Annotated in this window: 22 protein-coding genes; 12 read left to right on the top strand and 10 right to left on the bottom strand. The window is 58.6% G+C overall.

All coding sequences use genetic code 11. The annotated features are described in order from the left end of the window. Window positions 1-136: 136 nt before the first annotated feature. A complete protein-coding gene (locus AWB69_RS35495) occupies window positions 137-385 on the top strand; it encodes a hypothetical protein (protein ID WP_062091469.1) in 249 nt (82 codons plus the stop codon). A gap of 43 nt (window positions 386-428) precedes the next feature. On the opposite strand, the gene AWB69_RS35490 is transcribed toward AWB69_RS35495, so the two are convergent. Then, window positions 429-1,334: a LysR family transcriptional regulator gene (locus tag AWB69_RS35490; RefSeq protein WP_062091468.1), complete on the bottom strand. Its 906-nt coding sequence runs from the start codon at window positions 1,332-1,334 to the stop codon at window positions 429-431. A gap of 176 nt (window positions 1,335-1,510) precedes the next feature. On the opposite strand from AWB69_RS35490, the gene AWB69_RS35485 reads away from it, so the two are divergent. The 6 genes from AWB69_RS35485 to AWB69_RS35470 all read left to right on the top strand — a co-directional run bounded on the left by AWB69_RS35485 (window position 1,511) and on the right by AWB69_RS35470 (window position 4,969). Then, on the top strand, window positions 1,511-2,518 hold the full coding sequence (locus AWB69_RS35485; RefSeq protein ID WP_062091467.1) for an aldo/keto reductase family protein: 1,008 nt from the start codon (window positions 1,511-1,513) through the stop codon (window positions 2,516-2,518). After that, a complete protein-coding gene (locus AWB69_RS50620; RefSeq protein WP_082913735.1) occupies window positions 2,502-2,711 on the top strand; it encodes an SDR family oxidoreductase in 210 nt (69 codons plus the stop codon). Before AWB69_RS35485 ends, AWB69_RS50620 begins: the two co-directional genes overlap by 17 nt. Window positions 2,712-2,741: 30 nt before the next feature. Further along, window positions 2,742-3,548, top strand: a complete 807-nt coding sequence (locus AWB69_RS35480) for an SDR family NAD(P)-dependent oxidoreductase (RefSeq protein ID WP_062091466.1) — start codon at window positions 2,742-2,744, stop codon at window positions 3,546-3,548. Next, a complete protein-coding gene (locus AWB69_RS47275) occupies window positions 3,523-3,924 on the top strand; it encodes an Arm DNA-binding domain-containing protein (RefSeq protein WP_082913732.1) in 402 nt (133 codons plus the stop codon). The genes AWB69_RS35480 and AWB69_RS47275 overlap by 26 nt, the downstream gene beginning before the upstream one ends. Before the next feature lie 535 nt (window positions 3,925-4,459). Next, entirely contained in the window at window positions 4,460-4,723 is a 264-nt protein-coding gene (gene flhD / locus AWB69_RS35475) for a flagellar transcriptional regulator FlhD (RefSeq protein WP_051888582.1), read from the top strand. Between the two features lie 51 nt (window positions 4,724-4,774). After that, window positions 4,775-4,969: a hypothetical protein gene (locus AWB69_RS35470; protein ID WP_062091465.1), complete on the top strand. Its 195-nt coding sequence runs from the start codon at window positions 4,775-4,777 to the stop codon at window positions 4,967-4,969. 582 nt (window positions 4,970-5,551) lie between these two features. Here the strand turns inward: AWB69_RS35470 and AWB69_RS35465 are convergent. Continuing rightward, window positions 5,552-6,295, bottom strand: coding sequence for a bestrophin-like domain (locus tag AWB69_RS35465; protein ID WP_231937337.1), 744 nt, complete (start codon window positions 6,293-6,295; stop codon window positions 5,552-5,554). Window positions 6,296-6,902: 607 nt separating this feature from the next. On the opposite strand from AWB69_RS35465, the gene AWB69_RS48200 reads away from it, so the two are divergent. Further along, the gene (locus tag AWB69_RS48200) at window positions 6,903-7,130 is read left to right on the top strand and encodes a LysR family transcriptional regulator (RefSeq protein WP_062091464.1); all 228 of its coding nucleotides are present in this window, start codon (window positions 6,903-6,905) and stop codon (window positions 7,128-7,130) included. A gap of 699 nt (window positions 7,131-7,829) precedes the next feature. Here AWB69_RS48200 and AWB69_RS35455 read toward each other — a convergent pair. From AWB69_RS35455 to AWB69_RS35440, 4 genes are all read right to left on the bottom strand, one after another. Beyond that, window positions 7,830-9,557, bottom strand: a complete 1,728-nt coding sequence (locus AWB69_RS35455) for a carboxylesterase/lipase family protein (protein ID WP_062091463.1) — start codon at window positions 9,555-9,557, stop codon at window positions 7,830-7,832. Window positions 9,558-10,222: 665 nt separating this feature from the next. Continuing rightward, on the bottom strand, window positions 10,223-11,566 hold the full coding sequence (locus AWB69_RS35450) for an SUMF1/EgtB/PvdO family nonheme iron enzyme (protein WP_062091462.1): 1,344 nt from the start codon (window positions 11,564-11,566) through the stop codon (window positions 10,223-10,225). A gap of 104 nt (window positions 11,567-11,670) precedes the next feature. Next, window positions 11,671-12,411 (bottom strand): helix-turn-helix domain-containing protein, encoded by a 741-nt coding sequence (locus tag AWB69_RS35445; protein WP_075644048.1) that lies wholly within the window; start codon window positions 12,409-12,411, stop codon window positions 11,671-11,673. A 133-nt stretch (window positions 12,412-12,544) separates the two neighbouring features. Beyond that, window positions 12,545-13,018 (bottom strand): universal stress protein, encoded by a 474-nt coding sequence (locus AWB69_RS35440; protein WP_062091460.1) that lies wholly within the window; start codon window positions 13,016-13,018, stop codon window positions 12,545-12,547. 351 nt (window positions 13,019-13,369) lie between these two features. Here AWB69_RS35440 and AWB69_RS35435 point away from each other — a divergent pair, with 351 nt between their 5' ends. The 3 genes from AWB69_RS35435 (at window position 13,370) to AWB69_RS35425 (ending at window position 15,614) form a co-directional block, all read left to right on the top strand. Then, window positions 13,370-14,878 carry an MFS transporter gene (locus tag AWB69_RS35435; protein ID WP_062091459.1) on the top strand — a complete coding sequence of 503 codons (1,509 nt, stop codon included), beginning with the start codon at window positions 13,370-13,372 and terminating at the stop codon, window positions 14,876-14,878. Between the two features lie 119 nt (window positions 14,879-14,997). Then, window positions 14,998-15,252, top strand: a complete 255-nt coding sequence (locus AWB69_RS35430; protein WP_062091458.1) for an AbrB/MazE/SpoVT family DNA-binding domain-containing protein — start codon at window positions 14,998-15,000, stop codon at window positions 15,250-15,252. Next, a complete protein-coding gene (locus AWB69_RS35425; protein ID WP_062091457.1) occupies window positions 15,252-15,614 on the top strand; it encodes a type II toxin-antitoxin system PemK/MazF family toxin in 363 nt (120 codons plus the stop codon). Before AWB69_RS35430 ends, AWB69_RS35425 begins: the two co-directional genes overlap by 1 nt. A gap of 143 nt (window positions 15,615-15,757) precedes the next feature. Here the strand turns inward: AWB69_RS35425 and AWB69_RS35420 are convergent, their stop codons facing one another. From AWB69_RS35420 to AWB69_RS35410, 3 genes are all read right to left on the bottom strand, one after another. Then, entirely contained in the window at window positions 15,758-17,329 is a 1,572-nt protein-coding gene (locus AWB69_RS35420; RefSeq protein WP_062091456.1) for a DHA2 family efflux MFS transporter permease subunit, read from the bottom strand. Between the two features lie 175 nt (window positions 17,330-17,504). Further along, window positions 17,505-18,299, bottom strand: coding sequence for an ABC transporter substrate-binding protein (locus tag AWB69_RS35415; RefSeq protein ID WP_062091455.1), 795 nt, complete (start codon window positions 18,297-18,299; stop codon window positions 17,505-17,507). 45 nt (window positions 18,300-18,344) lie between these two features. After that, window positions 18,345-19,499, bottom strand: coding sequence for a methionine aminotransferase (locus tag AWB69_RS35410; protein WP_062091454.1), 1,155 nt, complete (start codon window positions 19,497-19,499; stop codon window positions 18,345-18,347). Between the two features lie 125 nt (window positions 19,500-19,624). On the opposite strand from AWB69_RS35410, the gene AWB69_RS35405 reads away from it, so the two are divergent. Continuing rightward, on the top strand, window positions 19,625-20,539 hold the full coding sequence (locus AWB69_RS35405; protein WP_062091453.1) for a LysR substrate-binding domain-containing protein: 915 nt from the start codon (window positions 19,625-19,627) through the stop codon (window positions 20,537-20,539). A gap of 85 nt (window positions 20,540-20,624) precedes the next feature. Here the strand turns inward: AWB69_RS35405 and AWB69_RS35400 are convergent, their stop codons facing one another. Further along, the gene (locus AWB69_RS35400) at window positions 20,625-21,785 is read right to left on the bottom strand and encodes a branched-chain amino acid ABC transporter substrate-binding protein (protein WP_062091452.1); all 1,161 of its coding nucleotides are present in this window, start codon (window positions 21,783-21,785) and stop codon (window positions 20,625-20,627) included. Window positions 21,786-22,215 lie beyond the last annotated feature (430 nt).

Genomic DNA, 22,215 nt, shown 5'->3' with positions numbered 1-22,215 from the left:
GGTTGCCGGTCTATCGCGCGTGTTCAAGCGCCCGCTGCGCGACGTCCCTGTGGCGCGAACCATACCTGCGGATGCGACCGGGCGTGCCGGATGATTTCTTCAAGAATCCAGATCCGCGACCGGTAGCCGGTCACATATGGATACATCGTCAGTTGGAAAATTATCCGACCCGAAGGTCATCGCGACTCCGCACGTCGGCGGTCTCACGCTGTCCGCCAGCGAAAACCAGGCAATGGACACGGTGCGTCAGGTGCAAGCGCTGCTGGACGGCGTCGTGCCCGATCATGCGGTCAACGCCGGACACGCCGCGCGGCGGACGCGCTTGCCGAGTTTTTCTGGCGCTTTGCGCCCCGTCCTTTGGGGCGACGAAGACATCAAGCTGTGACGATAGATGCCACGCCGCTACGAAGTTCCCGTTGGCGATGCCATCAGCCCTTCGTTCCAGTACTGGAAGTCTTCCGAAGGCCAATCTCCCTGGCCATATCCACAAAAGCGCGCAAGCTCGCGGCCGTGTGGCGACGTCCAGGATAATAGAGTGAATACCCGGGATGTGAGGGTGTCCAGTCGCTTAGAACTTCAATCAGGCTGCCCGAGGCGATGTCATCCGCAACCGTCCAATCGCTCACATAGGCAAGACCGATACCAGCCCTGCTCGCTTGCACCATCGTGCCGGGCTCATCAAGCGTGAGTGATCCGGGCACATCAATCGTCGTCGCTTCGCCGGCACGTGCGAACTCCCAGCGATAAAGAGTGCCACTTGGAAATCGAGCGCGGATGCATTCATGCCTCATCAGGTCGGCCGGAACAATGGGGCGGGACCTATTCGCGAAATAGCTTGGCGCTCCGACTACGACATGGCGCGTGGTCGGACTAAGGGGTATTGCAACCATGTCACGCGGAACAGCTTCGGCCAGACGTATTCCGGCGTCGAACCCATCCTTGATAATGTCGATCAGTTGTCCTTCCGTTACGACTTCGACGTTTATCTCGTTATAACGACGAAGATACTCGATGACGAAGGGCATCAGCACATGGCGCCCACCGGAGGGTGAGCAATTGAACCGTAGCGTACCTGTCGGTTTGCGGCTGTGATCGGCCACCGCCTGGTTGGCGTTGTGGATGCACGCCAGCGCTGGAGTGATGGCCTCGACGTATTCGCGTCCAGCATTCGTCAGGCCAACGGTGCGAGTCGTGCGGTTGAAGAGGCGGACGCCAAGGTGCTTTTCAAGACTAGCAACGGCATTGCCGATTGCTGTCGGCGACACGTCAAGTTCGGAAGCCGCTGCGCGGAAACTTCCGAGCCTGGCGATAGCGACCACGGCCTCGAGTTCCATCCACACACTTTTGTGCTTTGTCACGATTTTTGGGGTTACACGATAACTGTTTAATCGTCGCCCTTATTGTAGGCATTATCGCGATTTTCGTGTTACACGATCTCAGTTTGCACCGTTTATCGCGACGATCAGAATCCGATACGATGCGGCCATACTCAATGCAAAAGGAGTTTGGAATGCCCAAAGCCCCTGTCACTAACATCACCTTCGGCACCATGACGCTCGGCTACCGCGGATACGGAGCCCGGGTTCATGACGCTGCGACTGCAGACGCAATGCTTGGCGCCGTCTTGGAATTCGGCCACGACCAGCTCGACACGTGCTCTGTCTATGGTGATGGTACCTGCGAACAGATGTTGGGTGATCTCCGCGCAGCCGAACGGTTCGGCATTGCCACGCGGATTCATTCCGGAAACACTCCCGGCCACGAACCTGGGAATCTGAAGCGAGTCTTCGAACCTGAGAACCTGAAGCGAGTCTTCAAGGAGTCCTTGGCGCGCCTGAAGACCGATAAGGTCAAGATCTTCTATTTGGTGACGCCCGACAGCGCCACGCCGATCGAATCGACGCTGTCGGCCGTCCAGGAACTTCATGACGAAGACCTGTTTGAGGAGTTCGGCCTCAGCAATTACAGCGCGTGGCAAGTGGCGGAGGCATCGGAAATAGCCGCGCGCCATGGATGGATAAGGCCGAGCGTCTACCAGGGACTGTACAACGCGATCACGCGTGCGGTCGAACCGGAACTATTCAAATGCCTCGGCAACTATGGCATCCGCTTCCATGCTTACAATCCGCTGGCCGGCGGTGCTTTCAGCAGGAATTTTGCCGATAGCGCTGCGGTGGCTGCCGGCTCGCGTTTCGACAGATCAACTGCTCAAGGCAAGCTGTATCGCGATCGCTATATGAACGACGCCTATCTCGGTGCCTTGGCGGAAATTCACCGATCGTGTGAAGGCCATGGTCTTGATGCTATATCCGTGGCGCTGCGCTGGCTGATTCACCACTCCCAGCTAAACGCCGAGCGCAATGATGGCATTATCATCGGTGCCTCGTCGTTGGAGCATCTCCGACACAATCTCACGGCCGCAACTGAAGGTCCGTTGCCAACCGAGGTCTTGGCTGCGATCGACGACGCAGCTCTAAAGGCCCAGCCGAAATGGCCACCCTATTTCTCGGGGGTTTAGGTTTTGGTCCGGGAGCGAGGCGAGCGAAATCGAAGCCGGAGCGTGCCTGGACTTTATCCCGAACGACATTCGGCGCCTCGGACGACCTGAAGAGATTACCGCCGCCGTCGCCTATCTTGCGAGTCCTCACGCTGACTACGTCAGCGGTGCAATGATCCGTGTCGATGGCGGCCTGAATAGTTCAATCCCCTGATCCAATCGTCATATCTAAGGAATGCTAAATATGGATATGTTGTTGAAAGGAAAACGTGCACTTATCACAGGGAGCACTTCCGGGATTGGTGCACAATGCGCGCGTGTCTTGGCCGGTGAAGGTGTCAGCGTCGTCATCAACGGCAGGAGTGCGGATCGGGCAGCAGCCGTTACGGAGGAAATCCGTAAGGTTGGCGGCCAGGCGAAATTTGTTCTTGGCGATGTAACGACCGAGGATGGATCGAATGCCGTTATTGAGGGGGCTAAATCGGCTTTTGACGGCATCGATATCCTCGTGAATAACGTCGGCAATCCCACTCAAGAGTCCCACGTCTCGTGGTTCGACGCTCCCTTTCAGGAATGGATCGACGACTACCATCAGAACACGATCGCCGCGGTTCGCCTGGTCCATGCCTTTACTCCGGCGATGAAAGAGCGCGACTGGGGACGTTTGATCCAAGTCTCGTCTCGAAACGCTATCTCGCCACACGCGCTTCTCCCGGCCTACGGCGCCGCGAAGGCCGCGCTCAACAACATGACCCTCAGTCTGTCTAAGGAACTGGCTGGAACTGGCGTCACATCTAACGGGATCATGCCCGGCCTGATCTACACACCGCAACTGGAAAAGTTTTTCGTCGAGATCGCGCAAAGGCAAGGGAGTGACGACCCTGAGTTTGGCAAGCAGTATGTTCTCAAGAACATCGTGCACCAGACCGTCAGCAGGCTTGGGCAGCCTATGGATATTGCAGCCGCGGCTTGCTTCCTAGCTAGTCCGCTAACCGACTTCATGACCGGCACGACTTTCCGCATCGATGGCGGCTCGACACCCACCGTGTAGAGCGCTGAAACCAAAGAAAAAAGACTACAAAGTGACCGACCACGACGGGATGTATGTTCACGTCACGGCAAAGGGCGGGATGTCCTTTCGGATGGACTACCGTCTGAACGGGCGACGGGGGACGATTTATCTCGGCAAATATGGACCCGACGGATTGTCGCTAGCTCGGGCACGCGAGAAGTGCATCGACGCAAGGCGCAACATCGTTGCTCGATATTCTCACTGCTCCAAAAGACCTGTGCCGGAAACTCGCGGTTTTGCTTCCTACCAAACGGCAGGAGCCGCGACGCGCCCGGATTTTTTCGAACGTCCGATCACCGCTCCGGTGAAGTCGTTCAACACATGTGGCACGTGCGTCCGCAGAGGGTCGAACTGAGACGATCAAAGTCACTTTGGCCCTGCTCTATGCCGGCGATAGGTCAGGGGATGGAATGACGAGTTCCAGTGCAGCACAACCTATCTTCCCCGCCTTGCTATAGGGATTCCGTAGCAAATCCGATTCGACTTATTGCCCAAACGCCCCTACCTGGATCGGTTCGTACTCCATACCGATGCGTGTCAGATCGGGACCAGCGTGGGCGAAGCTGACGTTCTGTTCTCAGGGTCCTCAATGCCAACGGTCACCACCGTCAATACAATCCAGTAAAGCGACATGACCTTAACGGTTAGACAAATACGTAATTTTTGCCGTGACTCTCTAGCAACATTGGGGAAATCACTGAAAAAAAACCTTGCTGAACGTTGATTGTAACCGCAGAATCACTCAAATGTTACATTGTGTAACCAAACGTTACGCTTCCTCTCGCGTTTTGCCTGGCAGCGTGACGCGTCTGGATCTGATTGCAGAGGGCGCTGTGATAACTTTCAATGACTCGTCGGAATCGATTCGGGAAATTAACCTCTCGTACATCATGCTTGTACAGCGGCTGCTGCAAAAGGATCGCTCCGCCGGGATGCTGCGCCTTGGGCTCTCCAAGGAAGTCGCGGATATTTTGGCTGCCCTTACCTTGGCTCAGGTGGTGAAATTTGCGGCGTCGAATCATCTGCTTTGTTCGTTTCGCTTCAACGATCACGCGATGCTATCGGCGTTGACGGATTCGACGCACAGAGCCGACATCGCTGAGGAACGCGCCGCAGTATCAATGGTCCGGCAGCAAGCTGTGCAATTTGCATAAGGGTGCAACAAAGGTCCAGATGTTTGTGCAACGCGAGCTCAAGAGAGTTTTATGGACGAAGATGATTGCTCCTCCGACAATAGCATCCCTCCTTTCGAAGAAGCAAAGGCGCTAAGCCAGAGCATCGTTACGATTCGCACGGCGCAAGGCAAGAACGTGCCGAGTGATTTTCCTCACGGTTCCCCAGAGTGGCAAGCAACGGCACTCGAATTTGTTCAGGACATCGACCGCGTGTTGGTGCGATAAATGATGGACGCGTACCGAACCGTTTTTGGACGAAGTTGAAGAACCGGCGTGAATCGAACCGGGGCGTCCAAAGTTACTTTTCCCCACGGGCGAAGGCCAGTATCGCGATCCATCCGTGACGGCCTTCCAGTACTCACCAAAACGGCTTTGCAGGCCGTCGTCATTCCTGTTAATTCAATTACTTACCGCGATTGACCATCCACATTAACCGCTCCTCATACCGTAGCCGACCCTGCTCGTTGTCTGCGAAAGACGGCAGTCAACCCAAAGCGGTAGTTCGCGATGAGCCGATCAAATGACGGCTTTCGTGTGAGAAGCGGACACATTCTCCAGACGGCACGAATAGGAAGGCGTATTTCGCAAGATCGGAGAACAGCTCGGCAACTGAACTATGCCGACCACCGTCACTCTTCATCTTCCTGAGCAGGACCACCGCGCCATCAACCGCATCGTCAGACCGATGATGGCTTTCAAGGATTCCTTCCCGACACGCTGACGGAGATGCTGACGACGCCGCTTCGACTCCTGAGCTATTTGAGGCTGCGTGTGGCCATCTCGGACAAGCTGATGAGCGGGCAACGGTCAGCGATTCTCAGGCATCACCTGCAACAGCGGCTCCGGCGTCAGCGCGACTTCTCCTGTAAAGGGCCGATCGTGGGAGAGGATGAGCAAAAAGGTTGTGGCGAGTGCCGCCGAAAACAGACCGATTGCCACGGCAGATGTCAGCTGGTTGTCGCAATGAACGAACGCGATGGCGAACAGCAGGCACACCGCCAGAAACGCCAGGCATAACCATTTGACACCATTCACTTCGCTGCGACTGATCAGGATACGCTCGCGACGCGCTTCGAGAGCCTGCTCCAGGGACGCCGCGACCTCGCGCTGAGCCGTCTGCTGTCCGGGCGTAATGACTGGCAGGGATAGCGTGAACTTCAGTGCGTTGTTCAGCATGGGAGGACTAACGTTAAGTGTGACGGCTCCCTTCGCCACGAGCGGCCACTCAGTCGTCGCGGTGTACTGGATGTAGTCTCGGACCATCCTTCGCAGTTCGGTCTGGGCTTCGATTGGCAAAACGGCAGACATGACAACAACCGATCGCAGCGCACTCGCTTCAGTAGCGACCGCGACATTGGCGCGCGCTGTATCGTTCCAGACCTGCGAGGCCGTGAAGGCGATAAATAAGCCGAATATGATACCGAGTGGAGAAAGCAGACCGGGCGAAATTGCCTTGAATGATCGCCCATATCGACCGGCAGCAAGCCGTCCGGTGACGAAATGGATGGTCGCGCCCACGAGAAATATCGCGCCGAAAGTGACAAGTGCCATCAACCATAACGGCAGCTCATGTACCCATGTACTCATCATTGAGGTTGCGCAGTGCGCAGTCCGAACGGGATATTCCTGGTGGGTCGGGGAGTCCAAACCCCTCAACCAGACCACGAAGCTCCATCGGTGGTCTGTGCGCTCGACCACGTTGCGCCGTGATGGCCGAACAACCTATCCCTCGGCATTGGATGGTCGTAAGCGCGCGATTTCGCACACCTGACTTCCATTGGCGAGAAGGGCCACGATTGCGTCCGCAAGCCAACTTTGCAAACGCAATCCATGAGAGACGATGACCTCAGCTTTTTGCCCTTGCGTGTGCCGCGTGTCGGTGTCGGCGGCAAGCGAAGCTTTGACCCGAAGGACAAGCGACGACTGGTTGAAGCCTGTCTGGGTCCGGGGCCTCGCTATCGGGCCTCGCCCTTAAGGACGGCGTGAATGCCAACCAACTGCATAAGTGGGTTCGGACGAGCGAACAGGGCGGTCCCCCGGTCAGGCACGACGTGCCGGTCGTCGAGATCGATGAGCCGGCGCCAATCATGGCGCTCACGTCGAACCGCGCCATCATCGGTGGGCGAACGGCCGTTGACGGAGCGAAGCGGTCGCACGAATGTCCAAATGGCGGCCGCAACGAAAGACTCTTCCCGGCATCGGTGAGCTTCCGATACAGCTCGCTGAACACGACGGCCTCGTGCAGATATGGCCGGAACCCGCACGCGGGGCGGTCTATGAAATCTGGCTCGTCATGCATCAAGACCTTCGGCATACCGCGCGCATCGCGGCAATGATCGACGGCATTGTCTCCGCGTTCGAAGATCACACCAACCACACGAAATAGTGACGCAGGACTTAACTGCGGCTGCGGCTGCGGCTGCTGCGCGTCGCGGTACATGCCCGAGCGGCCGGTTTATGCAACATGTCAGCCGTTCAATGCAACGTCGCGACCGTCGCCTCCTGGCCGAGAGCACCAGTTCCGTGGACGTTCCACGTAGCTGACATTGGAGTAGTCAACGGCAGCATTCCGACGAGGTGGGTGAATGCGTACTGCCGGCCACGAAGCGTCATTCGCCCGCACCGTCGCCAGGACATTCAGACGTCGCTTCTACCCAGGAAGCGGCCATTCAATTCACGATGGTGATCGTTGCTTGATCGGCCGTTTCCGCTGTTCGTGACTTCCCGGTTCCGGTCACTCGCGACGTCAGGTTTGTTGTGCGGCTCACAGGTCGGCCCGCGCATCGGCCTACGTTGGCGGCTAATTGCTTCGGTAGACTGACGCAAATCCTTTCACCTCGCGCAATCCACACTGTCTATCGCGCGTTTACCGTTGGTTCAAATCGCTCAAAGATGCCAACTGCAAAATCGAGGCTCGATACGAATTCTATAGCGAGGTGCATATCGACTATTTGCACCGCCTTGGATGACGCTGGCCGATTTGGTCAGCCAAAGCGTCATCCAATACCGATTCCCTCCATTCGAAATAGTCCTGACACTTTTCCCTTAGTACCATTAAGCAGGTATGGATCTTAATCTCGCGTGCTTACTGGTATTGGCGGTTAACTGTCAGGTTTGCGTCGTTAAGTGGCTGCACAAGATCGATTTGTGCTTTCACCGGATTTGGTTGATCCACTTGCATCGTACCGGCCGCGGTAAACTCGATCTGATTGTCGAGCGCGATGCTGTACACCGGCCAGTTGGTGACGCCCGCGTCAGATGGATTTCCCGTTTTGGCAAACGCCGCCCAATACGCATTCATGCGTTGCGCGACCTGCTCGTCCTGACTCGTGACCGCGTTGCCGTACTGCGACGCAAGGGTGTCGAAGACATACGGTACCTCGGCAGCATGCACTGCGCCGCTGACTGTGTTTTGCACTGATTGTGCAACGTACGAAAAGCGATACAAGTAGGTGGGGGCGCCCCGGGAGGCGAAGTTTCGTGCAACAAAACGCGCGGGCTCGTCCATCGTAATTACACGGGAGATCTGGCTTTCGACGGCGGCGACGGTGGCCGTGCCCGTGGGATCAAATGCCGCGCTTGCTGCGGCCACATTTTGAGCGCCAAAGATCGCGTACGCCTGGTCTTTCGTCGTAATACCGGGAGTGGAAAAGCCGAGGTCGGCATTGTTTACCCCGAGCATGAGAGGCATTTTGGCGAATTGCCCACTGTTGTATAGATTTTCGGGTTCATCGAGCACCAATTTGCCATCGACGATCGCGCCGCCCGAAAAGGTAGCGACGTTTTGCGGAGTATTCAACGTCGTGATGTCGAGTCCATCGACGACTTGATCTGCGGACAGCGCGCGCAGCGCTTGCAGCGCGTTCGTGTCGGCGCCATTGATACCGAATTCCTGAGCGAATACGGTACCCTGTTCTTCGGCGGAGGCGCCGACGGTTTTTGAGTTACGTGTAAGGGAACGCCCGTAATATTGATTTACGCGTCCATTGCCAGACTCGTTAATTGCCTTCTGGAATAATCCTGCGGCCAATGGTGACGTCAAAAGATTATGGATTGACTCACCGCCGGCCGATTCGCCGAAAAGCGTGACGTTTCCGGGGTCGCCACCAAAATTGGCGATGTTGCGCTGCACCCACTTCAACGCGGCGATTTGATCCATGTAGCCGTAATTGCCCAACACCTGGCCGGACTGGGCTGCGGCCGTGGTGAGCGCGGGATGGCCAAAGAAACCGAAGCGGCCGACACGATAATTTAAAGTGACGAGAATGACACCTTGCTTGGCAAATTGCGTGCCGTCATATTCGGGCATGGACGTGCCGCCTACGACGTATCCACCGCCGTAGATCCAGACCATGACCGGTAACTTGGTGTTTGACGAGGATCCGGAACTGCTGGTGGGACGCCAGATGTTGAGATACAGGCAATCTTCGGACGGCGTCGTGGCCAGCGGCGTAACTGCCGGGTCGACAGGCTGCATGCAGTCATGAACAAATGACGTGGCCTGGAGCACGCCGTTCCAGGCCGCCACAGGTTGAGGTGGTTGCCAGCGTAGGTTGCCGACTGGCGGAGCCGCAAAGGGGATGCCCTTGTACGCGATGACGCCCTTGGCCGTCGCGCCCTGCACCGCACCGGCATCAGTCATGGTGGTAGTCGGCGTGGTCGACGAGCCGCTACCACCACATCCCCCCAGCATTACAGCAACACTGGACGAGACCAGGAGTGTCGGTAAACGTTTCAATCTGGTTTGCGTCAATACCGCGTAAAATCTGAATTTTTCCAACACGTGGTTTCTTGGCGTATTAGTGGATTTCATTATCCTGTCCAGGTGCGTGAAACATCATTTGCCCACGATGGTGCCCATGTCGTAAGGCGGGGTGTGCGGCGCCGCATGGAATCCAGTATCTGTGGGGTGATTTTGAGGGTCAAATTCGCGACAATAATGGCGAATATGAATTCCGTTCATGCACATTGACCAACGGCCAATATATAAATGTGGATTTAAAACTGACCTGCTTTAGTTATGAAGTCGAGTAAATGTGACCCACCTGGACACCTAATCCATTCTTCAAATTGATCAAACTGGGCTTTCGTTTATCACAGAACGGGCAGCATGGCGGGATCGGAGTCGGTAGCGGCGATTCGGCAATGCACGAAAGCGGGCATTGCGGAATGACTAGAACGGGGAAGGCGTGAATGGCCGCAGTGGCTGAGAACCTGCCGCCCGTTTCAGACTTGCGGAAGACCGTTGGACCCTGGAAACGGCTAAGACGCGGGGCGACCCGGCCAGCCAGCCTCACCGGGCGGGACCTGCCGCCCGTGTCCGCGCGTGCCGCCGGGGGCGCACAGCCAGTGTGCCCAGAGGATGAGCGCTAAGATGAGATCAAAAAATCGGAGCAGCGCCAGCCGTTAAAGCAATAGTTGATCGCTGCTCTCATTAAAGCAAAAGATGGCACTTTGAGTCATATTTCGCTTTATTCGTCACTCCCGCACGCACCGAAAACCTGCATACACGTACTGGTAATGTGCTTGAAACCAGTTCCGGAAACTCGGTCTCAGCATGCAAGCGGCCGTACGCGGCGAACCGCCTTTGAGCACGAAATGCTGGTCGTCATAGAAGTTCGCGGAGTAGCCGAGATAGAACGGAAACGGCTCGAAACCGGGTAACGGCCCGAAGGTCGTCGACGTCCATTCCCAGCCGTTGCCAAACTGGCCGACCACGCCGGCCGCGCTGCGATTTTCCGGGTGTGCCTGAACGGGCGACGCTTCCCACCGGCGGAAGTCGAAATTGCCTTGCTGAGCGTGCGGGGCGGCTTCGGCGGCACGTTGCCACTGCGCTTCAGTCGGTAGCGACTTGCCTGCCCACTTCGCATACGCGCTGGCTTCTGCGTGGCTTACATACACCGGCCAGTCTGCGGGAAGCGGTATCTCGTCAAACATGGTCCGCAGCTTCCAGCCTGAGCCTTTCGAGGTCTCAGCGGATTCCTTAACAGATTCGTCACGCACCCAGAACGCCGGCTTCTCGATACCTTCACGTTCCTTCCAAGCCCAGTCGCTGTCGCGCCAGTACTCGCGATGGGCATAACCGCCGGCATTGATGAAATCCACCCAGTCCGCATTCGTGACCATGTAGCGGTCCATCTCGAACGCCGGCACGTCAACGTTGTGTTCACCGAACTCGTTGTCCCAGCCGAACGTACCGCTGTCACGCGTGAGGCCAAGCGTGGCCACGCCTGCGGGCACGTGGACCATCTCCTGTTGCCTGGCATCGTCGAGCGGGCGTTGCGTGGTGTCTTCGGGGGCCGCAGGCCGGGTTTTCTGGTGCAGCGGCAGTTGATGCAGCATGTACGCGAGGGTTTCCGCGTGCATCAGCCTGTGCTCGATCGCGACCTCCAGCAGCGTCTCGGGCGTGGCTTCCTGCGCGATGGGACTGTCACGCTTATCTTCACGTTTTGTAATTCCGACGGGATCAAAACGCGAATCGATGTCATCGCGAATCTGCTGACCATAAGCGCGAATCGTGTCGAGCGACGGCCAGTCATGCGGCTGGTCGCTGGGCAGGCCGCCATCGACGGGATCGATGCCGAACGCAAACAACTGGTCGAACTCGGGGTTGTGACTGGGCAGGTCGAAGAGGCGCTGATCGAACAGGTTGCGGTCGAACGCTTCCAGATGCCCGATGTAGAACACGATCCGATGCCGCTCGGAAATCGGGCGCTCATACAGGAATTCGGGTTTGACGATGGAGAACAGCGCGTCAGTGGTCTGGCGGGCATCGCGCAGGCGAGCGAGCAGCGGATGCAGCGGGGTAGGTTCGCGATTCATTTCGCTCTTGTCTCCGGGCATGGGCCGATGCAAAACGATTAATCGTAGCAGAGGGCATGCCAAGCCTGCTTGGATCGCAAGCGGGCCGGAAACTGGATCACGCACTAGATCGCGCGCAGGCCGTCGAAGTCGAGGATCCGGATGAGCTTGCCGTTTGCATTGATCAGGCCCCTCGCCTGGAAACGCGACAAGGTCCGGCTGACTGTTTCCAGCGTGATGCCGAGGAAACTGCCCATGTCGTCGCGCGTGAGACGCAGGTTGAACTCGTTGCCCGCATAACCGCGGCGTGTCAGCCGGCTGGAGAGATCAAGCAGCAGCGCGGCGACTCGCTCGTCGGCGCGTAACGTGCCGAGCATGAGCGTTTGCGCTGTTTTCCGGACCATTTCGCGGCTCATCAATTGCAGCAGCCGGCGCTGGATGGCGCCCGTTTCGCGGCACGCACGCTCAAAATGCACATAAGGGATCAGGCAGACCGAACTGTCTTCGAGTGCGATGGCGTGGCACGCGTGCCGGCCGTTGTCGAAGCCTTCCAGGCCGAGCGCGTCGCCACTGAGGTGAAGGCCCATGACCTGTTCGCGGCCGTTGCCGTTCGCGGTCGATACAACCGTTTTGACCGAGCCGGAGCGGATGGCGTAGAGGGTGTCGAAGGTGTCGCCGACTCGAAACAGCGTTTCGCCCCGCTTGATTGCGCGAGCGTTGATGATCACTTTCTGCAACCGGTCGACGTCCTCGGAGGACAGGCCTTGCGGCAGGCAGTAGTGCTGCAAGGCGCAGGTCGAACAATGAGCGGCGTGGCGCGAGGGGGCGCTGGGCAGAGGAACTGAAGTCTCGTGGACGGTTTGCATGGCTCGCTCGCTTTTGGCTCGTTTTGATCTGGAACAAGGAAATTGTCCCATCGATGCGATCCGCCCCCGGGTGGCAAAACGTCGCGCGATGATGACACCGCCCGCCGTCGCCCGGCCACCCGTTCCTACGTTTTCACTCCTTTGGCTCAGGCGCTTCAGCCCCGGCGGCGGCTGGAATCAGCAGCACTGGCAGCGTCGCTTGCCGCAGGCACCTTTCCGCGACACTGCCGAGGATCAGCCGCTGGAAACCCTTGCGGCCGTGCGTGCCCATCACGAGCAGGTCCGCGTTGAACGCGGAGGCCGCCGCGAGCACCAGCTCCGCGACATCATCCACCGACGAACCCTCGGCGATCACCGCTGCGCCTTGCACGCCGCGCTGTTTCATCGCGGCGTTCGCTTCGTCGGCAAGTGTGGCGCCCTGATCAGCGAGTTCATCGCGCAAGACGGATGGATCGTAGCCCGGCACGTCGTAATAGACCGGTGCGTTTTCCACCACGTAATACGGCTGCAGCACCGCGCCGTGCATAACGGCGAGTTCAAGCGCGGATTCGAATGCGTGACGCGAGGTGCGGCTGCCGTCAATAGCCACGACGATTCGTTTGAACATACGGTTCTCCTTCAGCGGTTAACAACGCAAGCGACGAACGCAAGCGACAAACTCAAATGACGTTTTTAATCAACGAAAACGGTCGTGTCCGATTACCCGTCTTACAAATGTACGACAGTAATAATCCGATTAATGCTCCCTTTTTATCGATGTCAGCACCGATCCTGAGCGACCGGATGAAATAATGACGTCATACAATCCGGGCGTGATGTTTGTATCGACCCCCTCTATTTTCACTCTCCCAGCTTCCAGCCCGTGTCCCAGTCAGCTCCTGAATCCGCTCCCCAGTCCACCTCCACGCCCCACCCTGACTCCGCCTCTCCACTGCCTTTCCGTAACGCGCTGCTCGCGATGCTCGGCATCGGCCTGGTCAACATGCTCGTCGCGCTCGACCAGACCGTGGTCAGTACGGCGCTGCCGTCGATCGTCGCGGAATTGCATGGTTTCGAGTATTACGCATGGATCGCGAGCGTGTATTTGCTGGCGTCGGTGGTGACTGTGCCCGTGTTCGGCCGGCTTGGCGATTATTTCGGCCGCAAGCGCTTTGTGATTGCCGCGGTGATCACGTTCACGGCGGCGTCCGTGCTGTGCGGCGTGGCCAACGACATGCTGTTCCTGGTCATTGCGCGCGGGTTGCAGGGCGTGGGCGGCGGGATGATGGTCGGCACCGCGTTCGCGTCCATTCCAGACCTCTTCCCCGATCCGCGTTTGCGGGTGCGCTGGCAGGTGGTGATGGCGGCGTCATACGGTATCGGGACCGCCGCAGGGCCATCGCTCGGCGGCTGGATGAGCGAGCATTGGGGCTGGCGCTCGACCTTCCTGATCAACCTGCCGGTGGGGATTGCCGCGTTTTATTTCATCTGGGCGCATTTGCCGAATTTTCATCGGCCACGCGAGGGCGCGGTGAAGATCGACTGGCTGGGCGCGGTGCTGGTTGCGCTGGTGCTGGGGGGGCTGCAGGCATTCATCGAAGCCGTGCCGAAGAGCGGGCTGACCGCGGGGAACGTGGTGCTGGCTGCTTGCGTGGCCGGCGGCGCGGTGGCGCTGCTGATTTGCGAGCGTCGCGCGACGCATCCGATCATTCCGCTCGATCTCTTCAAGGACCCGCAGCTCGTGACGTTATTCACGTTGTCGATGCTGTCTGGTTTCGTGATGTTTTCGCTGATCTTTTTTGCGCCGCTTTTGCTGCAGGGTGGTTTTGGTTTATCGCCTCAGGAGGCTGGATTACTTGCCACGCCGATTGCGGCGTTTATTGCCATTGGCAGTTTTATCAACACGCGCATTGTGATTCATTTGCGCAAGCCCACGTTCATCTTGTCGATAGGATTTACGTTGCTGTTATTCGCGTGTATTGCGCTGGCGTTTGCCGACGCTTCCACGCCGCATATCTGGATCGAGATTCCTATGGCGGGCATTGGTGTTGGCCTGGGGTTCGTGCTGAATAACCTGAATGTATTCGGGCAGGAAATTGCCGGACGTGAGCGCTTCGGCATTACTACGGCGTTGCTGCAATCCACGCGCATGGTGGGCGGGATGCTTGGGACGAGCGTGGTCGCGGTGATCGTGCAGCATCATTATCGGGACGTTATTACGCGTACGCTGCGAGTGCTCGGCGAACCGGCGAGTACCGCGTGGCTGCCGAGGTTTAACGATCCGCGAATCCTGATCGATTCCGCGTTGCGGGGGAAGCTCTTGGCCGATCTGGTGCCGGCCGGGCTGGATGGACCGGCGATGATCGAGAGCGCCCGCGAGGTGCTCGTGCAGTCGATCCACATTGGTGTCGCGCTGACCGCGGTGGCAGCATTGTCAGCCGTGCTGATGGTGCGAAGGGTTTCGCACATTACGTTTCGGAAGGCGTAGGGGTTGGTAGTATTTCCCCGGCGCATCACTGGCTACAGGCATGTCTGCGCCGTATAGACATGTTGAAACCTCTCTTCAAGACGTATACACTCGTATCAACGTCAACAGGAGGTTGCACCATGGCAAAAACAGCGACGCTCACGATCCAGCAGTGGGGAAACAGCCTGGCTGTCCGCATTCCCGCCGCTGTAGCACGCGCTGCACATTTCGAGGTCGGCCAGGAGGTCGAAGTGATGACTGACGAGATTGGTGTGACGGTGAAGCCGGTGGGTCCTCGCAAGCTCACGCTCGCGGAGAAACTGGCGAAGTTCGATCCTGCAAAGCACGGCGGTGAAGCGATGGCGACGGGCCGCATTGGTGTGGAGGAGTTTTAATGGCAGTCGCTTCGTGGGCGCCGGATCGACGTGACATCATCTGGATTGACTGCAACCCTCAGGTCGGTCGGGAGATGAAGGATTTGCACCCTATGCTGGTCCTGTCACCGAGGCCATTCAACGAGCGGACCGGGATCGTTATCGGACTTCCAATGACGACAGCCGCGTTCAACGATACGAATCCGTTTGCAATAAAGTTCAAAGGACCGAAAAACGTTACGGGTTACGTGCTTGGACACCAGCCCAAGTCTTTTGATTGGCGAGCGCGGGGAGCGAAGGCCCATCCGTGGAAGCATGCGCCCGAAGAGGTGTTTGCAGCGGCGTGCGAGCAGTTGAACCAGATCATCGCAATCGGCGACTGACGAGAGGGAAGAGGGGGCGCCATGCTCGCAGCCACCCCCGATGCGCCGAAATGGACGGATTACCTGACGGGGACGGTCCGGGGCCCCAAACCCCGAACGGCCCCCTTCACCCCGAGCGCCAAGCGAACCCCCCTAAACCAAACTCAATGCGCGCCCGCCGCCGCTCCGCCTCCACCGCCTTTCGCGCGTTTCGTAATCCAGATAAGCGGAATAATCAGAATGAAAATAATGGCGGAAGCAAAAAAGATGTCGTTCAGCCCCATCATTGCGGCTTGCGTATTCACGGTGAAATCGAACAACCCGCGCGCCTGAGCTTCGTTGACATTCAGCGTGCCCTGTGACGCCTGCAGCGACTGCAAAAACACCGGGTTATTGGCATTTGCCTGCTCGGTCAGCCGCTCATGATGCAAGGCAATCCGGTTTGTCCACTCATTGCCTGCCAGCGACGTTCCCACGGCCCCGCAAAACACCCGCGCGAAATTCGATAACCCCGCCGCAGCCGGAATTTTCGACGGCGCCAACCCCGACAAGATGATCGACGTCAACGGCACAAAAAACAGCGCCATCGGAATGCCCTGCAAAAGCGTCGGCAGCACCAGATGCCAGGTATCGACCTCAATCACATACTTCGAGCGCATGTAAAACACAATGGCGAAGCCGATAAACGCCATGGTTGCAACAACCCGCGCGTCGGTCCTGGGTAGAACCCGCCCCATGACCGGCGCGAGAATCACCGCAAAGATCCCCAACGGCGCGGTGACCAGCCCCGCATCGACGGAGCGGTAATTCAGATATTCCTGCAGCCATTGCGGCAACAAAACAAGGTTGCCGAAGAACACCCCGTAAGCCACCGAAATGGCGACCGTGCCACCAAAGAAATTCCGCCCGGCGAACAGCCGGAGATCGACGACGGGATTGGCTTCGGTTAATTCCCAGACCACAAAAAGCGCAAAGGCAATCAACGCAATGATCCCGAGCCATACGATTACCGGCGACGAAAACCAGTCGAGATCGCGTCCCTTGTCGAGCATGATCTGCAGCGACGCCACCCACGCAATCAGCAACATGAGTCCAATCGTATCGATAGGTGCTTTACGCGTGGCCGATTCCCGTTTGCGGTAGATAAACCACGTGACGCTGCCGGCGAACAACCCGACAGGAATGTTGATATAGAAGATCCACGACCAGCTATAGCTGTCGGTAATCCAGCCGCCTAAAGCCGGTCCGGCAATCGGCCCGACGACGGCGGTCATCGCCCATAGGGAAAGCGCCATGGACGCTTTCTCCTTTGGATACGACCCAAGCAAGATAGCTTGCGACAGCGGAATCAGCGGCCCGGCAACGGCGCCTTGCAACACCCGCGCGGCGAGCAATACCGGCAAAGTTGGTGCAAGCCCGCAAAGCCAGGAGGAGATCACGAACAACAGGATCGCGCCGACAAACAACTTGATCTGCCCAATACGCTGGGTCAGCCAGCCGGTCAGCGGAATCGAAACCGCATTGGCCGCGGCGAATACGGTCACGACCCACGTGCCTTCGTCGACGGACACGCCGAGGTTGCCGGAAATGGTCGGGATGGCGACGTTCGCGATCGATGAATCGAGCACGTTCATGAACGTGGCGAGCGCCACGGCAATGGTCGCAAGAACCAGTTGTCCGCCTTTCAATGGCGGCGGCGGGGAGGGCGCAGGCGGCGCGGCGGGCGCAGTGCTCATGGGATATCCGGGTAAAGCGGCCACCCGATGCAACGTGGCGGCCGATTGTGCCAACTATGAAGGCCGCAGTGTGCCAGCGTTCAAAAAACCGCGCTGATCACGCTGCGGCTTTCATCCAGCTATCGGCCCTCAGCCGGCTCTTCCATCAAGCCGGATATGCCGTTTCAAACCATGCTTATTTAGCTGACACGTCGATGTCACCAAGATACTTCTTCGCGTACTTCGCAATCGTTCCGTCTGCCTTGAGCTTCGCGATCGCCGCGTTCAGGCGCTGTTTCAACGCTTCGTCACCCTTGCGAATGCCGAATGCAATGCCGCTGCCCAGGATCTTGTCGTCGCTGACCGGGCCACCGGCAAAGCTGTATCCCGCGCCGTCCGGCTTCGACAAGAAGCCCGTTTGTCCGGCTGCGGAAAGTACGAGCGTACCGTCGAGACGGCCGGCCTTCAGATCCGTATAAGCCTGGTTCTGATCCTGGTACGGCACGACATTCACACCCGCGTTCGCCCAATGCGCCTTGGCGAAACTTTCCTGGATCGAACCCTGCAGCACGCCGATGTTCTTGCCCTTCAGCGACGCCGGTGTCGGCTCAAGACCGCTGCCCGTTTTCGCAATCAATTGCGTGGGCACGCGGTACACGACTGTCGTGAAGTCGATAGCCTGGCGGCGCTGATCGGTTGCGTTCATCGCGGAATTGATTGCGTCGAATTTGCGGCCTTGCAGGGCGGGGATCAACCCGTCGAACGAGGTCTCGACCCACACGCATTTCATCTTCGCCGTGGCGCAGACAGCGTTGCCGACATCGATATCCAGCCCTTGCAGCTCACCGGACGCCGCCTTCGATTCGAACGGCGGATATTGCGCTTCCACGCCGTAGCGCAAGGTGTCGGATTCGGCCGCGTGCGCCGCGGTAGTGCATAGCGAGGCGGCCAGCAGCAGTGCGGCCGTCAATGCGTGAGCAGTTTTCTTCATGAGCGTCTCTCTATTGGTAGAAATTGAATGGACTTGACACCCGCATCAAACTGCACACAGGCGGCGCGCGCCTTCCCGCAGCGTGTCGTCGTCCTTGGCGAAGCTGAGGCGGATGATGCGGTTGTCCGTGCCGTCGGTATAGAACGCCGACAACGGAATCGTCGCGACGCGGGTTTCGCGAATCAGGCGCAGCACGAAGTCGCTGTCCGATTCATCGGAGAACGCGCCGAAGCGCGCCAGCATGAAGAAGCTGCCTGCGCTTGGGCAGAGTTCGAAGCGTGAACCGGCGAGTGCTTCGGCAAGCAGATCGCGTTTCTTCTGATAGAACTCGCCGAGTCCGAGATAGCTCGATGCGTCGCCGAGCGCTTGCGCGAATGCGATCTGCATGGGGGTATCGGCGGCAAAGGTCATGAACTGGTGGACCTTGCGGATTTCGTTGGTCAGCTCGGCGGGCGCGAGCGTGAAACCGACACGCCATCCCGTCACGTGATACGACTTGCCGAACGACGACACGATCACGCTGCGCTCGGCCAGCGCCGGATAACGCGCCATGCTGTGGTGAATGGCGCCGTCGAACACAACATGCTCATACACTTCATCCGACAACACGATGATCTTCGAATCGCGCGTCAGTGCCGTGAGGCGATTGATGTCTTCAACAGTGAACGCGCTGCCGGACGGATTGTGCGGAGAGTTGATGATGATCATGCGCGTGCGCGGCGTGATGGCCGCAGCCACCTCATCCCAGTCGACATGAAAGTCCACCGGCGAGAGCTTGATCGCAATCGGCGTTGCGCCCTGCAATTGGACAATGGGCCCGTAGCTATCGAATGACGGTTCGAAGTAGATCACTTCGTCGCCGGGGTGCACGAGCGCGCTGATCGACGCGTACAACCCTTCGCTGGCGCTTGCCACCACGGTGATTTCGCTGTCAGGGTCGTAGGTGGCGCCATAGAGTTGCTGCGTTTTGAGCGCCAGGGCTTCGCGCAGCGCCGGCACGCCGGACATGGGGGCGTACTGGTTATGCCCGGCGCGCATGGCTTGCGCCGCGTTGTCCACCAGCTTCGGATCGCAGGCGAAATTCGGGGCGCCTTGCGAGAGATTCAGCGCCTGATGTTCCTCGGCGAGCTGGCCGATCACGGTAAAGATGGTCGTGCCAACATTAGGCAGCTTCGACGCGGGGGTCCAGGCACTTTTCACGACGGTTGTCTCCGGAAGACTGAATTCAAGTATCGATTGTCATTCGACTGCAGCAATAAAGCGCGGACAATCGAAAGTTTGTCATACTAGCCATGAACCCAGATCATGGCTTACGAGACCCGACAATGAAACCGCTGCCGTCCTTGGATGTACTCAAAACCTTCGCGGTCGTGGCGCAGCGGCTGAACTTCACCCGTGCCGCCGATGTTCTCAACATCACGCAGGGCGCGGTCAGCCGGCAGATTTCCGGGCTGGAGGCGCATCTGGGTTATGCGCTGTTCGTGCGCCAGCCGCGCGGGCTTGCGCTGACGCCCAATGGTGCGATGCTGCTTGCGCCTTTGCAGCAGGCGCTGACGCAGATTACGGAGGCGCTGGAGCGCAGCGGGGCGCAGTCCGGCACGCTGCGGGTGAAATGTCCCACGTGCGCGATGCGCTGGATTTTGCCGCGTGTGATCCGTTTGCAGAATGAGCGGCCGGAACTGGTCATCGAGGTGACGGCGGCGGTGTCGCACGGCGTGGAGTTCAACGCCGAGCAGTTCGATGCCGCCATCGTGTTCGGCCAGCCGACGTTAAAGGGCGTGAGTTCGCATCATCTGTTCGACGAGGTGCTGACGCCGGTGTGTGCGCCCGGTCTATGGAAGGAGCGGCGGGTCGGCGCGGCGACGCCGGACGATCTTGCCGATCAGACCTTGTTGCATCCGACACGCGACAGGCGTGACTGGTTGAGGTGGCTGGACGCTTATGGGTATAAGGGATTGCCGTCGGCGAAAGCGCAGCACTTCGACACACTCGATCTCGCCATTTCGTCTGCCATGCAGGGGTTGGGCGTGACGATCGGGGATGTGTCGCTGATCGAGGAGGACTTGCGGGCGCAGCGGATCATTACGCCGTTTTCGCTGTGTGTGCCCAGCGGGGCGTCGTATTACCTGATCTATCCGGAGCGGCCGGCGCCGTCGACGGTCCTGCGGGAGTTTGCCGAATGGCTCGAGGGGGAGGCTGCGGTGACGAGGGCGAATCTTCTGGCGTATATGAGCCGGTGAGTTTTTTATCGCCCGGGGCGGGGGGAGCAGGTCCAGGACCAGGACCGTACACGCCGCCCCCCGCGTCCGTTGCGTCCGTTAAACCCTAGGTCCCGTTCTTCGTCACGACGGGCACCCAGGCTCCGCCCTTGACCTGATACATCGTCGACGATGCATTTTTCAACGCGCCGTTATTGTCGAAGGCAATCGTGCCCGTAATGCCCGGGAACGAAATAGTCTTCAGCACCGGACGGTACACGTTCGGATCGATGGAATTCGCCTTCTGCATGGCATTGATCGCGGCCCACGCAGCGTCATAGCCGAACGGCGAATACGAGAGAATCGCCACACCGAAATGCTTCTGGAATTTCTCGGCGAACGCCTTGCCCTGCGGCAGCTTCTCAAGCGGACTGCCATATTCCCACGCCATCGCGCCATCGGCTGCTTCGCCGGCGAGCTTCAGGAAATCCGCGTCCATCACGCCGCCGCCGCCCACGAACTGCGCGGTAAGACCAAGCTGTTTCATCCGCTTGGCCACCGCCGCCGCTTGCCGGTCGAGGCCGCCAAAGAAGACCAGGTCGGTGCCCACACCCTTCAGCGCCGTAAGCTGCGCACTGAAATCGACGGTCTGGTTATCACTGTACTGGCGCGCAACGATGGTGCCGCCCGCCGCCTTCACCGCTTTCTCGAACTCATCGGCTTCACCCTGGCCGAAGGCCGTCCTGTCGTCGATGATCGAGATCTTCTTCGCCTTCGTCACCGTTACCGCGTACGTCCCGGCGGTACCGGCGTTCTGGGCATCGCTGGAAATGACGGTGAAGACGTTGTCGAAGCCTCGCTGCGTGATGGTCGGATTGGTCGCGGCCGGATCGATCACCGGAATGCCGGCGGTCTGGTAGACCTGCGACGCCGGAATCGTCGTGCCCGAATTAAAGTGGCCAACCACCACGGCCACGCCGCCATCGACGAGTTTCTGCGCTGCCTGCACCCCGATCCGCGGGTCGGCCTGATCGTCTTCCGCCTGGATGACAAAGTTGGCCGTCTTGCCGCCAATCTGGATCTTCTTCGCGTTCGCTTCATCCAGCGCCAATTGCACGCCGTTCTGCAGGTCCTTCCCGTAACCGGCGTTCGCGCCCGTCAGCGGGGCGGCAAAGCCGACCTTGACGTCGAACGTATCGGCAGCGGCGGACAGCGGCAAACCGCCCAGAGTGGCGGCAGCACACGCAAGGATCCAGGCAAGCGGTTTGATGCTTGTTCGAAGATGCATTGTTGATTCTCCTTCGGGGTTGGACAGGTCCGGCGAGCAGGGCAATCAGCTTTCGCTTTCGCTTTTTGGTTTTATCTACAGGTTTTCAACTCCGTTTTCCCGATACACGACTGCACTACTGAAGGCACGCTTGCAAGCAAGACGGGATTTGCTCGTGCGCGCCGCCATTATCGTGTGGACGAAAAAGACATTGAGCTTGTTCAACGAACTCGCTGGCGACCAGCAGGCAGATGCAATTTAGGAAGCCAAATTAGTGGCGTCTTGGCAGTTCGTCGCATTGGCAATGCGGATTTCGGCATAGCGGGTTTAAGCCGATTGCCGAAGCTCGCCTAAGCCGCACTGCCGCCGTTGTTGACGCGCTCAGTCAATACCCTGATGCGGGCGATTACCTACCCGGTTTGACCCTGAAGATTGCGGCACAGGCTGAACG

This window comes from Caballeronia udeis (assembly GCF_001544555.2).
GTDB lineage: Bacteria > Pseudomonadota > Gammaproteobacteria > Burkholderiales > Burkholderiaceae > Caballeronia > Caballeronia udeis.
The sequence above is the reverse complement of the archived record's forward strand: the minus strand, read 5'-3'. Positions and strand labels throughout refer to the sequence as shown.

Bases quoted from the DNA above. Each gene is read 5' to 3' on its own strand.
- AWB69_RS35495 (WP_062091469.1), top strand. From the start codon at position 137: ATGGATACATCGTCAGTTGGAAAATTATCCGACCCGAAGGTCATCGCG.
- AWB69_RS35490 (WP_062091468.1), bottom strand. From the start codon at position 1,334: ATGGAACTCGAGGCCGTGGTCGCTATCGCCAGGCTCGGAAGTTTCCGC.
- AWB69_RS35485 (WP_062091467.1), top strand. From the start codon at position 1,511: ATGCCCAAAGCCCCTGTCACTAACATCACCTTCGGCACCATGACGCTC.
- AWB69_RS35480 (WP_062091466.1), top strand. From the start codon at position 2,742: ATGGATATGTTGTTGAAAGGAAAACGTGCACTTATCACAGGGAGCACT.
- AWB69_RS47275 (WP_082913732.1), top strand. From the start codon at position 3,523: ATGGCGGCTCGACACCCACCGTGTAGAGCGCTGAAACCAAAGAAAAAA.
- flhD (WP_051888582.1), top strand. From the start codon at position 4,460: ATGCTTGTACAGCGGCTGCTGCAAAAGGATCGCTCCGCCGGGATGCTG.
- AWB69_RS35470 (WP_062091465.1), top strand. From the start codon at position 4,775: ATGGACGAAGATGATTGCTCCTCCGACAATAGCATCCCTCCTTTCGAA.
- AWB69_RS35465 (WP_231937337.1), bottom strand. From the start codon at position 6,295: ATGGCACTTGTCACTTTCGGCGCGATATTTCTCGTGGGCGCGACCATC.
- AWB69_RS48200 (WP_062091464.1), top strand. From the start codon at position 6,903: ATGTCCAAATGGCGGCCGCAACGAAAGACTCTTCCCGGCATCGGTGAG.
- AWB69_RS35455 (WP_062091463.1), bottom strand. From the start codon at position 9,557: ATGAAATCCACTAATACGCCAAGAAACCACGTGTTGGAAAAATTCAGA.
- AWB69_RS35450 (WP_062091462.1), bottom strand. From the start codon at position 11,566: ATGAATCGCGAACCTACCCCGCTGCATCCGCTGCTCGCTCGCCTGCGC.
- AWB69_RS35445 (WP_075644048.1), bottom strand. From the start codon at position 12,411: ATGCAAACCGTCCACGAGACTTCAGTTCCTCTGCCCAGCGCCCCCTCG.
- AWB69_RS35440 (WP_062091460.1), bottom strand. From the start codon at position 13,018: ATGTTCAAACGAATCGTCGTGGCTATTGACGGCAGCCGCACCTCGCGT.
- AWB69_RS35435 (WP_062091459.1), top strand. From the start codon at position 13,370: ATGCTCGGCATCGGCCTGGTCAACATGCTCGTCGCGCTCGACCAGACC.
- AWB69_RS35430 (WP_062091458.1), top strand. From the start codon at position 14,998: ATGGCAAAAACAGCGACGCTCACGATCCAGCAGTGGGGAAACAGCCTG.
- AWB69_RS35425 (WP_062091457.1), top strand. From the start codon at position 15,252: ATGGCAGTCGCTTCGTGGGCGCCGGATCGACGTGACATCATCTGGATT.
- AWB69_RS35420 (WP_062091456.1), bottom strand. From the start codon at position 17,329: ATGAGCACTGCGCCCGCCGCGCCGCCTGCGCCCTCCCCGCCGCCGCCA.
- AWB69_RS35415 (WP_062091455.1), bottom strand. From the start codon at position 18,299: ATGAAGAAAACTGCTCACGCATTGACGGCCGCACTGCTGCTGGCCGCC.
- AWB69_RS35405 (WP_062091453.1), top strand. From the start codon at position 19,625: ATGAAACCGCTGCCGTCCTTGGATGTACTCAAAACCTTCGCGGTCGTG.
- AWB69_RS35400 (WP_062091452.1), bottom strand. From the start codon at position 21,785: ATGCATCTTCGAACAAGCATCAAACCGCTTGCCTGGATCCTTGCGTGT.